At 64.0% G+C, this 13612-nt stretch carries 10 protein-coding genes and 4 pseudogenes; 6 read left to right on the top strand and 8 right to left on the bottom strand.

Translation table 11 applies throughout. From position 1 onward, the window contains the following. Positions 1-21: 21 nt before the first annotated feature. From trbJ to trbB, 5 genes are read right to left on the bottom strand one after another with little or no spacing between them, the layout of a single operon-like run. The gene (gene trbJ / locus CIT37_RS04790; RefSeq protein WP_011090992.1) at positions 22-780 is read right to left on the bottom strand and encodes a P-type conjugative transfer protein TrbJ; all 759 of its coding nucleotides are present in this window, start codon (positions 778-780) and stop codon (positions 22-24) included. After that, entirely contained in the window at positions 777-3215 is a 2439-nt protein-coding gene (gene trbE / locus CIT37_RS04785; protein WP_011090993.1) for a conjugal transfer protein TrbE, read from the bottom strand. The genes trbJ and trbE overlap by 4 nt, the downstream gene beginning before the upstream one ends. A gap of 7 nt (positions 3216-3222) precedes the next feature. Continuing rightward, complete coding sequence (locus CIT37_RS04780; protein WP_026312513.1) at positions 3223-3498, bottom strand: VirB3 family type IV secretion system protein; 276 nt, start codon at positions 3496-3498, stop codon at positions 3223-3225. Beyond that, entirely contained in the window at positions 3498-3839 is a 342-nt protein-coding gene (locus CIT37_RS04775; protein ID WP_011090995.1) for a TrbC/VirB2 family type IV secretion system protein, read from the bottom strand. The genes CIT37_RS04780 and CIT37_RS04775 overlap by 1 nt, the downstream gene beginning before the upstream one ends. Next, positions 3836-4834, bottom strand: a complete 999-nt coding sequence (gene trbB / locus CIT37_RS04770; protein ID WP_011090996.1) for a P-type conjugative transfer ATPase TrbB — start codon at positions 4832-4834, stop codon at positions 3836-3838. The genes CIT37_RS04775 and trbB overlap by 4 nt, the downstream gene beginning before the upstream one ends. Before the next feature lie 241 nt (positions 4835-5075). On the opposite strand from trbB, the pseudogene tnpA reads away from it, so the two are divergent. Beyond that, positions 5076-5313 (top strand): annotated as a pseudogene (gene tnpA / locus CIT37_RS04765) (IS66-like element accessory protein TnpA); the annotation flags it as partial. 119 nt (positions 5314-5432) lie between these two features. Here tnpA and CIT37_RS04760 read toward each other — a convergent pair. Further along, positions 5433-6385 (bottom strand): annotated as a pseudogene (locus CIT37_RS04760) (IS481 family transposase). Between the two features lie 78 nt (positions 6386-6463). On the opposite strand from CIT37_RS04760, the pseudogene CIT37_RS04755 reads away from it, so the two are divergent. Both CIT37_RS04755 and tnpB read left to right on the top strand, forming a co-directional pair. Continuing rightward, a pseudogene (locus CIT37_RS04755) lies at positions 6464-6579 on the top strand (IS66-like element accessory protein TnpA); the annotation flags it as partial. Next, positions 6560-6913: an IS66 family insertion sequence element accessory protein TnpB gene (tnpB, locus tag CIT37_RS04750; protein WP_011091000.1), complete on the top strand. Its 354-nt coding sequence runs from the start codon at positions 6560-6562 to the stop codon at positions 6911-6913. The pseudogene CIT37_RS04755 and the gene tnpB, both read left to right, overlap by 20 nt. A 401-nt stretch (positions 6914-7314) precedes the next feature. Here tnpB and CIT37_RS04745 read toward each other — a convergent pair whose 3' ends face one another. Together CIT37_RS04745 and CIT37_RS04740 are read right to left on the bottom strand one after the other, a co-directional pair. Continuing rightward, the gene (locus CIT37_RS04745) at positions 7315-7611 is read right to left on the bottom strand and encodes a hypothetical protein (protein ID WP_016847010.1); all 297 of its coding nucleotides are present in this window, start codon (positions 7609-7611) and stop codon (positions 7315-7317) included. A gap of 112 nt (positions 7612-7723) precedes the next feature. Then, positions 7724-8881, bottom strand: coding sequence for an ABC transporter ATP-binding protein (locus tag CIT37_RS04740; RefSeq protein WP_223153799.1), 1158 nt, complete (start codon positions 8879-8881; stop codon positions 7724-7726). Here CIT37_RS04740 and CIT37_RS04735 point away from each other — a divergent pair. The 3 genes and pseudogenes from CIT37_RS04735 to CIT37_RS40160 all read left to right on the top strand — a co-directional run. Beyond that, positions 8838-10574: a hypothetical protein gene (locus CIT37_RS04735; RefSeq protein ID WP_011091003.1), complete on the top strand. Its 1737-nt coding sequence runs from the start codon at positions 8838-8840 to the stop codon at positions 10572-10574. The two genes, CIT37_RS04740 and CIT37_RS04735, sit on opposite strands and share 44 nt — an antisense overlap. A 98-nt stretch (positions 10575-10672) precedes the next feature. Then, entirely contained in the window at positions 10673-11086 is a 414-nt protein-coding gene (locus tag CIT37_RS04730) for a hypothetical protein (protein WP_011091004.1), read from the top strand. 272 nt (positions 11087-11358) lie between these two features. After that, positions 11359-13519 (top strand): annotated as a pseudogene (locus tag CIT37_RS40160) (strawberry notch-like NTP hydrolase domain-containing protein); the annotation flags it as partial. Positions 13520-13612 lie beyond the last annotated feature (93 nt).

Raw genomic sequence — 13612 nt, 5'->3', positions numbered from 1 at the left:
GAGCGCTCCATGATCGGTGCCTCAGTTGCCGCTGAACATGGTGACGTTGCCCGGCTGATAGCCGCTGCGTGTCGAGAAGATTTTGTATTGCTGCTGGCCCTGCGACTCGGTCGCCGTTACGCGCGCCTGCTCCAGCGCATCCGCCCGTCCCTTCGCGGCGAGCACCGCGACGAGATCGGATAGCTGCTGGGATTGCAGCGCGAGGAGTTGGTTGCCGGCTTGAGCGGCTTGCAAAGCGCCACTTGCCGACTGACTGGCGGTAACCAGCGTACTCATTGCGCTGGAGTTGGTCGAGATATTGCCGACGACGCCGGCCTGCACCTTCAGCGAGTCTTCGAAAGCGCCCACCGAGTTCTGCCAACGACTTTGAGCCGCGGCAAACATTGTTGCATTGGAGCCCGTCGCCGCCGCCGTGCCGTAGGTGCTGGAATACATCGTCTGGACGCGCTCGACGTTGAAGGCGATGTTCTGGGCCTGGCTCAGCAGTGACTGGGTCTTGGCAATCGATGACTGAAGCTGGGTCAGCGTCGACAACGGCAGGTTGGCGAGGTTCTTTCCCTGATTCACCAGGCTTTGGGCCTGATTGGTCAGCATCTGGATCTGATTGTTGATCTGCTGCAGCTCGCGCGCCGCGGTCAGCACGTTCTGGCTGAAGTTGGTGGGGTCGTAGACGATCCACTGCGCAAGGACCGAGGTCGTCGAAAGCGGCGAGATCGAAAAGGCGAGCGAGAGAGCCGTCGCAGCGGCCAAGCCAGCGCGCCGCACTTCGAGAGCGGTCATGATTGCACCTCCAGGTTTGTCAGGTCAGGGATGAGATCGGCGGCCCACAGCAGTTCGTGATCGGCGAGCCAGGCGGCCGTGAAGTCGTCACGGCCGTGCTCGGCAAGCAGCCGTTCGATTGCGGCATGGTCGGTCTTGGAGGAGGCGGCGCAGAAGGCGAGCGCAACTGGCCCAAGGCCGAGCTCGAACAGCCGATTGCCGCGACGAGACTGGCAATAGTAGTCGCGCTTCGGCGTCGCCCGCGCGATGATCTCGATCTGGCGGTCGTTCAAGCCGAACCGCTGGTAGATGGCGGTGATCTGCGGTTCGATCGCGCGCTCGTTCGGCAGGAATATCCGCGTCGGGCAGCTCTCGACGATCGCTGGCGCGATGTTGCTGCCATCGATGTCGGAAAGCGATTGAGTGGCGAAGACGACGGAAGCGTTCTTCTTCCGCAGGGTCTTCAACCATTCCCTGAGCTGTTGCGCGAAGGCTGGATCGTCGAGGACGAGCCACCCCTCGTCGATGATGAGGAGGGTCGGCCGGCCGTCGAGCCGGCCCTCGATGCGATGGAAGAGGTAGGTGAGGACGGCAGGCGCCGCGCCTGCGCCGATCAAGCCCTCGGTCTCGAACGCCTGCACCGACGCAAAGCCGAGCTGCTCGGCCTCCGCGTCGAGCAAACGGCCGGAGGAGCCGCCGACGCAATAAGGTTGCAGCGCCTGCTTGAGTGCGGTCGATTGCAACAGAACCGTCAAACCGGTGATCGTGCGTTCCTCGGCCGGTGAGGACGCCAGTGACGTCAATGCCGACCAGACGTGCTCCTTCACGGTCGGATCGATGGTGACGCCCTCCTTGGCGAGGATTGCCGTCACCCATTCGGCCGCCCAGGCGCGCTCGGCCGCATCGCCGATACGTGCGAGGGGTTGAAGGGAGACTGAATCTTCGGCGCTGTTGGACAGACTTCCGCCGAGGTCGTGCCAGTCGCCGCCCATGGCAAGGGCCGCCGTGCGGATCGAGCCACCAAAATCGAAGGCGAAGATCTGGCTTTTCCGGTAGCGCCGGAACTGGATCGCCATCAGCGCCAGCAGCACGGATTTGCCGGCGCCGGTCGGGCCGACGATCAGGGTGTGGCCGACGTCGCCGACATGCAGCGAAAACCGGAACGGCGTCGAGCCTTCGGTCTTACCGAAGAAGAGCGGGGAGCTGCGGAAATGCTCATCCCGATCTGACCCGGCCCAGACCGCTGAAAGCGGAATCAGGTGAGCGAGGTTCAGTGTCGAGAGCGGCGGTTGGCGAACGTTGGCGTAGGCGTGACCCGGCAGAGAGCCGAGCCAGGCTTCGAGCGCGTTCACCCCTTCCGGCATGCAGGTGAAGTCGCGCCCCTGGATCACCTTCTCGACGAGGCGAAGCTTCTCAGTGGCGAGACCGGGGTCCTCGTCCCAGACGGTGACGGTCGCGGTGATGTAGGCTTGACCGACGTCGTCGGTGCCCAGTTCCTGCAAGGCGAGATCGGCGTCAGTGGCCTTATTCGCCGCATCGCTATCGACCAGTGTCGAGGCCTCGTTGGTCATCACCTCCTTGACGATGGCTGCAATCGACTTGCGCTTGGCGAACCACTGCCGGCGGATCTTGGTCAAGAGTTTCACCGCCTCGGTCTTGTCGAGGAGGATCGCGCGGGTCGACCAGCGGTAAGGAAAGGCAAGCCGGTTCAGCTCGTCGAGGATTCCGGGATAGGTCGCGGTCGGAAAGCCGACCACCGTGAGTGTACGAAGATGATGGTTGCCGAGCCGCGGCTCGAGGCCACCGGCAAGCGGTTCGTCCGCGAGCAGCGCGTCGAGATGCATCGGCGTCTCGGGGACGCGCACGCGCTGTTGCCGGGTCGAGATCGTCGAATGCAGGTAGGTCAGCGTCTCGCCATCATCGAGCCACGCCACCTCAGGCATGAACCCTTCGACAAGTTGCAGGACGCGGTTGGTCCGATCAACAAAACCACGCAGCAGCTCGTGGGGATCGACGCCGCTCTGCGCGCGGCCCTCATAGAGCCAGCCTTCGATCCGCGAGGCGTCCTCAGCCGGCGGGAGCCAGACGAAGGTCAGGAAATAGCGGCTCTCGAAATGCGCGCCCGCCTCCTCGAAAGCGTCCCGCCGCTCCAAATCGACCAGCGCTGATGCGGCGTCAGGAAAAGTATTGTGCGGATAAGTCTGGGCGGCGATGCGCTGGGCCTCGACGAAGATCGCCCAACCTGAGCCGAGACGGCGGAGCGCGTTGTTGAGTCGGGCCGTTACGCCGACCAGTTCGGCAGGCGTCGCGCTGTCGAGATCCGGCCCGCGGAAGCGCGCCGTGCGCTGGAACGCGCCGTCCTTGTTGAGGACGACGCCCTTCTCGACCAAAGCGGCCCAGGGCAGGAAGTCGGCAAGACTGTGGGGCCGGTTGCGGTATTCGGCGAGGTTCAGCATGGAAGTCTCACACGCCGAGGTAAGAAGGATAGCGGAGGTGGCGTCGAACGACGTCCACGAACTGCGGGTCGCGCTTGGCCGCCCAGACCGCCGCGGCATGGCCCACGGCCCAAATCAGCGCGCCGGGGATCCAGAGGTGGAGGCCGAGCGCTATTGCCGCGGCCAACGTGCCGTTGGCGATCGCAACCGTGCGGGGCGCGCCGCCCATCAGGATTGCCTCGGTGAGCGCGCGATGAACCGGCGCGAAGAAGCCCGGCACGTCTAGATCGATGATGCCGGCCATCACACCAGCGCTCCGCCGGAGAAGCTGAAGAAGGTCAGGAAGAAGCTCGACGCGGCGAAGGCGATCGACAGACCGAAGACAATCTGGATCAGCCGGCGGAAGCCACCGGAACTATCGCCGAACGCAAGCGTCAGGCCGGTCACGGTGATGATGATGACCGACATGATCTTCGCGACCGGCCCTTGCACCGACTCCAGGATCTGATTGAGCGGCGTCTCCCACGGCATCGACGAGCCGGAGGCGTAGGCCGCGGGCGCGATTGCAATGGAGATGACGGCAATTGCGGCGAGGCCCGTGAAGCGGAGTCGCACGCGACGGATCGCGGGAGGAAACTGGATCATGAGGGGTCTCCGGGAAGTGAGGATGGGCCGCCCGCCGCGGCAGAGTTGACGCGGTAGTCGCCGGTGGCGGGATCGAGGCCGGCGACGAGAGCAAGTTCAGCGAGGCGGCGTTCGCTGCCGCGGCCGCGCAGAACCGCGACGAGATCGATGGTCTCGGCGATCAGCGCCTTGGGAACAGTGAGGACGGCTTCCTGGATGAGCTGCTCGAGGCGGCGAAGCGCGCCCAGAGCCGTGCCGGCGTGAATCGTTCCGATCCCACCGGGGTGGCCCGTGCCCCAGGCTTTGAGGAGCTCCAGGGCTTCGCTGCCCCGTACCTCGCCGATCGGAATCCGGTCGGGGCGTAGGCGGAGGGAAGACCGAACCAGATCCGACAGGGACGCCACGCCGTCCTTGGTGCGCAGCGCGACCAGATTCGGCGCGCGGCACTGCAGTTCACGCGTGTCCTCGATCAGGACCACGCGATCGGTGGTGCCGGCGATCTCCGCCAGCAGCGCGTTTGTCAGGGTGGTCTTGCCGGTCGACGTGCCGCCGGCGACCAGGATGTTCTTGCGGGCCGCGACGGCTTCGCGGAGCATGCCCGCCTGCCCGGCCGTCATGATGCCGGCCGCCGCGTAGTCATCCAGGGTGAAAACAGCCACCGCAGGCTTGCGGATCGCAAAGGCCGGCGCCGCAACGACAGGCGGGAGAAGCCCCTCGAACCTCTCCCCCGTCTCGGGAAGCTCGGCCGAGACGCGGGGCTTTTCGGCATGCACCTCAGCGCCGACATGGTGCGCGACCAGGCGCACGATCCGCTCGCCGTCGGCGGCGGACATCGTTCGTCCGCTATCCTCCAGCCCGCCGGACAGCCGGTCGACCCAGAGCCGACCATCGGGGTTGAGCATCACCTCGACGATCGAGGGGTCTTCCAGGAAGGTGGCGATCGCGGGACCAAGCGCGGTGCGCAGCATGCGCGCGCCACGCGAGAAGGCTTCCGAATGGAGTGAAGTGCCCGCCACGATCGTCCCCCGTCGAGTACCAATCGCGGCAAGCGATCAGCAACGGGGATGGATAGAAAAGGCAGGAAACGGGTTAGTTCAACAAGTATTCAGGCGTCGTAGGAAGCGGGCGTAGAGCGGCGAAAAAATACTTGCTGCGTCGAAGCATGCTGATCGACAGTAAGCGCGAATTTCCCTCCACCTTTTGCTTTTGAGTACTCTGATGCATGAGGTGTCCACCAAAATAGGTGGGCACCTTGTGATGGCAGACGATGATCAGAAATTGCGAGTGAGGCTTGTTGGCCGGAACGGTCGCCGGCGCTACGAGGCGGCATCGAAGGAGCGTCTTGTCGCGACCTGTCTTGAGCCTGGGGTTTCGGTATCGAGACTTGCGCTCGAACACGGGGTCAACGCGAACCTGCTTCGGAAGTGGATCAAGAAGCACACCGCGACCAGGTCTCTGCCGCCATCTTCACCATCGGCGTTCATCCGGGTTCAGCTTGAGGAGACCGCCGATCGAGCCCTGTCGCGACAAGACAGCGTGGCGACGGTTGATTTGCCGGCGACTTGCGATGAAGTGCGCGGGTCGGAACCCAAGGGGACTACAGCTTTTTGTTCTCTAGCTGTGGAATCTCAACAGGTCGTCCTTCGGGAGGCCGAGGCGGCTGATGGGTGGTTTGGCCTGCAGGCTGCCGTGCGGGCGATGCCAGTTGTAGTGATGAAGCCAGATTGGCAGGTTTTTGGCGCGCTGGTCTGAGGTGTCATAGGCGCGAGCGTAGGCCCATTCGCGCAGCACTGTCTGGATGAAGCGTTCGGCCTTGCCGTTTGTTTGCGGTCTGTAGGGTCTGGTGAAGATGTGCTTGAGGCCGAGCTTCCTGCACGCTCTGGCGAAGGCCTTGGCGCGGTAGCAGGAGCCGTTGTCGGTCATGATGCCGGTGACCTTCATGCCGAGGCTGCGGTAGTAAGTGACGGCCTCCTTGAGGAAGGCGATGGCGCTCTCCTTTTTCTGATCCCGCCGGATCTGGGAGAAGGCCAAGCGCGATGCATCGTCGATGGCCACGTGGACGAACTCGTGGCCGGCGCCGCGGCTTCGCCTTTCTGGCGATCGTGTGTGATGCGGTGGCCTGGTCTTACGAACCTGCCGAGCTTCTTGATGTCGATATGGATGAGCTCGCCGGGGTGCTCGCGCTCGTACCGGCGCACCGGCTCGGCGGGCTCCAGATCGCGTATCCGGCTTAATCCCAAGCGGCGAAGGATACGGCTGACGGTGGCCGGTGACACCTCGACCTCGGCAGCAATCTGCTTGCCGGTGTGGCGCTGCCGGCGCAACGTCTCGACGGCGGCGCACGTGGCCGGCGGGGTTTGGCTCGGCGATGAACGAGGTCGCGACGAGCGGTCGCGCAAACCATCCACGCCTTCTGCGCGGAACCGCTTGACCCATTTGGCCACGGTTTTCGGTGTCGTGTTGAACTGATTTGCCGCATCAGCCTGGCTCAGCCCGCCCTCGACCACGCCTCGCACCATCGCCTCTCGACCTTTGAGCGTCAAAGGCGCATTCTTGTGGACGTTCATCTGCCTTGGAACACTGAAGCTTCGCAACCTCAGCTTCCTCGGTTCAGACCAGATGGACAACCTCCTGAGAGACCAAATCTAGCCCAAGTGAGCGCGTCCCTGCCGAACGGCGTGAAGCTTGCGCTGGAATGCGGCGATGTGGATGCATGACGGCGATCATCGGAGCACTGGGCCATGTTCAGACTGGGCGGTGAGCTTCAGGTCTATCTGCACCGTGAGCCGATCGACTTCCGGGCTGGCATCAACAGCCTTGCGGTTCTGGTCCAGGAGACGATGGCGCTCGATCCGTTCGCTCTTGCGGTTTTTGCGTTCTGCAATCGCCGTTGCGACCGGATGAAGCTGCTGTTCTTCGATCGGTCCGGCTTTGTGCTGGTCCTGAAGCGGCTAACCGAGGACAAGTTCCGATGGCCGCGCCGCCAAGAGGCGGTCGTCACGCTGACGACCGAGCAATTGCACTCGATCCTTGACGGCATCGATATCGATGCGATGGTCCGCCATCCGGTGCGGCAATATCAGGTTGCCGGCTGAGCCCCAAAGCCGCCACGGCCTGAACAGCCCAGTATCGCCAGATACGAACGCCATCCGTCAAAAGCCCGCGCGTCAACGTGCGAGGAAAATCGTGCTTACGCTCAATCAACGCCCTTTGCGCGTTCTTTACTGCTTCACCTTTCGAGCCTAGCTCGATGAGTGGCCCGTTCTTTAATCGCGGGCACGGTATCAAGTGGCCGTTCCGTCATGGAGATTGCCAAGCTCCGAGGGGAGAACGACGAGCTCCTGAGGATGGTCCGCCTCGTCACCCTGAAGCTTAACGAGGCCCAAAAAGAGATGAGAGACGCCGGCGTGGCCGCACGCGAGGCGCGCGCAATCGCTCGCCGTTTCAGCCCCTGCGCTGTACTACAAACGCAAGATGCCGGAGCGCGACCATGCGCTCATGCGCTCCGGCGGCAGATCGAGGAATTCTTGCGCGACCCGCTCTCGGCAATGCGCTCCTTGCGCACGGCCGTCCCGCGATCTTCCGCCCCGACAACGGTGCCGAGTACAACGCGAAAGCCGCCCGCGCCTTCCTTGTGTCGCTCAATATCGCCATCTCCCGCTCGAAGAAAGACCGTCACTGGGAGAATGGGTACCGGGAGAGTTTCTACGACAAATTCAAGATCGACCTCGCGATTCCGGTCCGCTTCTCTTCCCTCGGCGAGTTTGTCGCTGAAATCTACAGACAGATTCACTACGACAACAATGATCGCATCCGACAGCGCACGGCGAGCGGCCGGTCGTGCTCGTGGGCATGCCGGGTGCCTGAAACTGGGCGTCTTACGAAACGGCTGCGGCACTCTTCGTCTAAGTCACTGACAAGGCGCAGTCGGTCAGATCGACCACGACGTCGCTCGTGGAGATGACACCTCTCCGATGAGTGATCGCTAGCACAGTCACATCCTCAGCTAGCGTGCGTATATGGTCCATAACGTCCCGTTCGGTTCGTTCGTCGAGCGCGGAGCTAGCCTCGTCGAGAAGAAGGATCGCCGGCTGTCCATAGAGCGCGCGGGCAATAGCAACGCGCTGTCGCTCCCCGCCGGAAAGCTTCAAGCCGCGTTCTCCAACGGTTGTTTCAAATCCTTCCGGTAGCGCCTCAATCAACGGGAGAATAGCGGCTTCTTTCGACGCATCGCGAAGGCGTACCTCGTCGCGGGGCCGTCCTAACAAAATGTTGTCAGCTAGCGGCTCATTGAGCAACATCACCTCCTGCGGCACGAGAGCAACTGCGGCATACCAATCCGCGCGATCGACGCTCGCTATATCCGTTCCATCGACGAGAATTCGGCCGTAGTCGGGCTCAATCGATTTCAGGGCGAGCTTAAAGATCGTGGACTTCCCCGATCCGGTTTCACCGACAAGAAAAGTAATCCCGCCGCGCCCGGCCTTAAACGAGACGTCGGTAACGCCGCGACCGTTGTCGTAGGCATAACCAATGCTCTCGAAAGAGAGCTGGTCAGCGGAGGGCTTGAAATCGTGAGCATGAGATGCTTGCCGCTCTTCTGGTGCGGCCCACAGTCTACCTAGAGGGATGAGGTCGGCTCGCGACCGCGCCACGTCAGAGATCGCCCTCGCGACCGTCTCAAAGGGCATATTGAGCTGAAGCAGAAGCGTATTGAATAGCACCATATCGCCAATGGTGATCGCGCCGGCGTGATATTCAGGTATAAGAAGGAGAAGCGTGACCGCAAATTGCAGCGCGACGGCAAGGCCGAGCACGGCGATGTAGGCCAGTCGTTGCAACACGTAGGCTCGCCAGTTATCACGCACCTCCCGCGCCCTTATCATAAAGCACTCGTTGATCCAGGAGTGACTGCCGAAATGGCGCAACGTGTCCATCGCGTTCATGACGTTGCCGACGAACCGAGCATTCTCCTGTCCGGCTTCGATCGCCGCATCCAGGAGCGCGCGTGCCTGACGCGTGGAACTCCAGGTCAATGCAATCGCGATTGCGGTCTTCTTCACCTCGGTCAATGTGGTGAAGCAGCGCTTGCGCCTGGCCTCGGTCTCGCCCGCGTTGCTCGACATCTATGCCGAGGACGGCATGTCGCTTGAGCAGTTGATGGCCTTCACCGTCACCGCGGATCATGGACGCCAGGAACAGGTCTGGCAGGCCATCTCCGGCTCCTGGCAGAAGGAGCCCTATCAGATCCGCCGCATGCTGACGGAGAAGACGGCGCGCGCCTCCGACCGGAGGGCCGTGTTTGTCGGCCTCGACGCCTACGAGGCGGCTGGCGGTGTGGTGCTGCGCGACCTGTTCCAGTCCGACGACGGCGGTTGGCTCGAGGACGTCGCTCTGCTCGACCGCCTGGTCGCCGAGAAGTTGAAGGCGGAGGCAGAAACGATCGCTGCCGAAGGTTGGAAGTGGATCGAGGTCGCGATCGACTTCCCCTACGGCCACACGCGTGGCTTGCGCGAGCTGGACAGCGTATCCGCCGGTCTCACCGCCGAAGAGCAGGCGACCATCGAGGCGCTCAAGGCCGAATTTGCCAGGCTGGAAGCCGAGCATGACGGCGCGGATGAGCTGCCCGACGAGGTTGACCAGCGACTTGGCGAAATCGAGACGGCTCTCGCCGTCTTTGACGATCGACCCATCAACTATCAGCTTGCCGACATCGCCCGCGCGGGTGTGTTCGTCGGCATCGACGCCGAAGGCACGCTCTTGGTTGATCGCGGTTACGTCCGCCCTGAGGACGAGCTACCCGTGGCCGAGCCAGAGCAGGGCAGCGATGGCGAACCCGCTGCCGCGACCTTCGACGGCGCCGAACCATCAGCGCCGGGAATCCAGCGCGCCGTCATCACCATCGGCGGGCAGCTCGCGGAGGCAGAGGATGAGGATGATGATGCGGTGAAGCCGCTCCCCGATCGCCTGCTGACCGAGCTCACGGCGGAGCGGACTTTGGCGCTGCGCGACAGGCTGGCGATCACGCCTTCGGTCGCCTTCCAGGCGGTGCTGCACAAATTCTGCCTCGACGTCTTCTCCCGCTATTCCTCCTACGGGACGGCGATGGAGGTCTCGGTGCGCAGCGTCAGCTTCCCGGTGCAAGCGCAAGGGCTGAAGGACACGCCAGCGGCCAAGGCGATCGACGCGCGCCACAAGACGTGGGAGGAGCGCCTGCCCAAGGAGAAGACCGAACTCTGGGATTGGCTGACCGGCCTCACCGGCGACGAGCAGGCGGCGCTCTTCGCGCACTGCGCCTCATTCGGCATCAACGCGCTCTACGAGAAGGGCGACCGCTACGGCGGCGGCATCACGCCGCACACCGTCGAGCACCGGATCACTGAGGCCGATCGCATCGCCCGGGCCGTCGACCTCGACATGGTGGAGTCCGGTTGGCGCCCGACCGTCGAGAACTATCTCGGCCGCGTCCCGAAGCTCCGCATCCTGGAAGCGGTGCGGGAGGGGGCCGGCGAGCGGGCCGCGCAGCTCATCGATCATCTGAAGAAGGGCGACATGGCCAAGGAGGCCGAGCGCCTCCTCGCCGAGGCCGGCTGGCTGCCCGAGCCCCTGCGGATGCCCGACGCCCAATTGGCGGCGGCTGTCGATGCTGCGGAGCCCGAGGGCGATGGCGAGGCGCTGCCGGAATTCCTCGCCGGCGACGACGAGGAAACTCCGGCCGATGAAGCAGACGAGTCGCGCATGATCGCGGCCGAATAGCTCGAGCACGCGGGGCGGCTTCGGCCGTCCCGCGTCTTTTCACTGCCATTCACACCAAAGCCTGGCGCGAGCCGGGCTTTTGCATTCTGGAGGCTATCGTGCCCTTCTTCACCATCGAGACGACCTATCATTTGCCGATCTATCGGCAGCGAACCTACGAAGCCGAAACGCTCGACCAAGCCTGCGATCTTGCGATCGCCGACGAGGGCTGGGACGACAACAGGTCGGACGTTGAAACGTCTGGCGATACCTATGTTACCGGTGCCTGGGAAGGCCGCGACGCTGCCTATAGCGGCCCACGCCTGGCGTTTCCCTCACGTTTCGGCGAGCAGGTCCAGCGCAAGGCCGGCCATTTCGAGTTGCTGCTCGGTCTGCTCAAAATACTCATCCACGTTCCGGAGGAAGGCTCAATGGATGTCGAGCTTTGGCGCCGGCGGGCAGACGCCGCCATCGCGAAGGCCGAGGCCATTCTCGCGGGCGAAAATGATCCGATCGAAGGAGCTGCGTCGTGACGAAATACGCCGTCACCGTCGTCGAAGGCGATGCGAGCTACCTCGCGGAAGCGGGCGCCGCTGACGAAGGCCAGGCGTAGCCGTCCTGGCAGTTCGGATACTGACGAACGCTTTGTACACGGCGCGCCGCCAACCCGGTGGGGCGCCGTTTCTCATGTCGGGCACCGCCTTGATGCTGAGAGGGAGAGGACGGCCGGGACGGGTTTGAGCCGGCGCGGTCAGAGAGAGCGCCGATCGGCTCGCCCATTCCCGCTCTCCTGAAGGCTTCCTCCATGAATGACCATTCCCCGATCGCGGCCGACCCGGCCGCTCCGATCTCGCCTGTTCGCGCTCCCGAGGGCGCCAGTATCATCATCGCTGCCGCGAGTCATCTCCTTCCGCATCTCGAGCGTGGCCGACGCATCGACGCCGCGCTTCTCCGCGCCGCAATGGAAGTGGCCTCCGGCGCATCCGATGCGACGGGCGCCTGGGACTGGAAGATGGCCTATGACACTTGTGAGGTCGCCACCGTCCTGTTCTTACGCAAATACGGAAAGGCGCTCTTCCGCAAAGCTGATTCTGCGGCTTCACGACTTTCCGCTTTGGAAAAGATCGCAAGGCTTCTGCCGACCCACACGCGCCGCTCTGCCGAGAGCGAAATCTTCCAGCAATTCTCGACCCCGATTCCGCTCGGCCTGGCTGCGCTGACTGCGGCCGCCATTACTGCGGCGGATCGCGTGCTGGAGCCGTCCGCCGGCACCGGGCTGCTCGCCATCCTCGCCGAGATTGCCGGCAGCGGGCTTGTGCTGAACGAACTGGCCAAGACCCGGGCCGTGTTACTTTCTTCTCTCTTTCCGGCCGTTTCCGTCACGCGCTTCGACGCGGCCCAAATCGACGACCACCTCGATCCCACGGTGGTCCCGAGTTTCGTGCTGATGAACCCGCCGTTCTCGGCGATGGCAAACGTTTCGGGCCGGATGGCCGACACCGCGTACCGTCACATCGCCTCGGCCCTGGCGCGTCTCGCCGATGGCGGCCGGCTGGTCACGATATCAGGCGCAAACGTCTCACCCGAAGCCTCAGCCTGGCATGACGCCTTCGCCCGACTGCAGGAACGCGGCCGCGTGGTGTTCACTGCGGCGATCGCCGGCGCGGTCTATGCCAAGCACGGCACCACGATCGAGACGCGTCTCACCGTCATCGACAAAGTGCCTGCCGCGGATCCGAGCGCGTTCCCGGCGTCGCCGGGAATGGCGCCCGACGTTGCGACACTGCTCCGCTGGATCGGCGAACACGTTCCACCTCGTCTGAGCGTCGCATCGACCGGTGTGCTTCCCGTGTCAGCCTCGCCGGCGCGTCGCACCGTGCGCGGCTATCTCGCGAGCGCCGCTGCACAGCCGGTTAAGGCGTCGGTCGCCGATCCCGAAGCCGTCGACCTCGCTTATGAGGCGACAGATTGGGCGCCGCCCGAGGGCGCGCGCCTCAGCGACGCCATCTACGAAGAATACCGGCTCCAATCGATCCGGATCCACGGTGCGCAGGCGCATCCGACCAAGCTGGTGCAGTCGGCCGCGATGGCCTCGGTCGCGCCGCCGAAGCCGAGCTATCGGCCACGGCTGCCGGCAAACCTCGTCAGCGATGGCATTCTGTCCGACGCCCAGCTTGAGACGGTCATCTATGCTGGCGAGGCGCATGGTAACTATCTCGCTGGCGCCTGGACGGTAGACGAGACCTTCGACCTCGTCGCGGCCGCCCGCGACGACGCACCGAACGCCGTCCGCTTCCGTCGCGGCTTCATGCTCGGTGACGGGACCGGCGCCGGCAAGGGTCGCCAGTCCGCCGGCATCATTCTCGACAACTGGCTCCAGGGCCGGTGCAAGGCGGTCTGGATCTCTAAGTCCGACAAGCTGCTCGAGGACGCGCAGCGCGACTGGTCGGCGCTCGGCATGGAGCGTCTGTTGGTCACGCCGCTCTCGCGCTTCCCTCAAGGGTACGACATCCGGTTGGCCGAGGGCGTCCTATTTTTAACCTACGCTGCGGTCCGACGACCGCGGCGAGAAGCTTTCGCGCGTCCGGCAGATTGTTCAATGGTTGGGCTCCGACTTCGACGGCGTCATCATTTTCGACGAGAGCCATGCCATGCAGAATGCCGGTGGCGGCAAGGGCGAGCGGGGCGATGTCGCGCCCTCGCAGCAGGGGCGTGCAGGCTTGCGTCTTCAGCATGCGCTGCCCAATGCCCGCGTCGTCTATGTCTCGGCGACCGGCGCCACCACCGTCCACAATCTCGCCTACGCCCAGCGCCTCGGGCTGTGGGGCGGCGAGGATTTTCCGTTCGCCACCCGCGCCGAGTTCGTCGAGGCGATCGAGGAGGGCGGGGTCGCTGCGATGGAGGTGCTCTCTCGCGATCTTCGTTCGCTCGGTCTCTACACCGCCCGCTCGCTTTCCTACGACGGCGTCGAGTATGAACTGGTCGAGCACCAGCTCTCCGACGAGCAGCGCCGGATCTATGATGCCTACGCCGCTGCCTTCAGCGTCATCCACAATCAC

Source organism: Bradyrhizobium ottawaense, assembly GCF_002278135.3.
In the GTDB taxonomy this organism is placed as follows: domain Bacteria; phylum Pseudomonadota; class Alphaproteobacteria; order Rhizobiales; family Xanthobacteraceae; genus Bradyrhizobium; species Bradyrhizobium ottawaense.
Note: the sequence above shows the minus strand (reverse complement) of the source record. Positions and strands in the feature narration are given on the sequence as shown.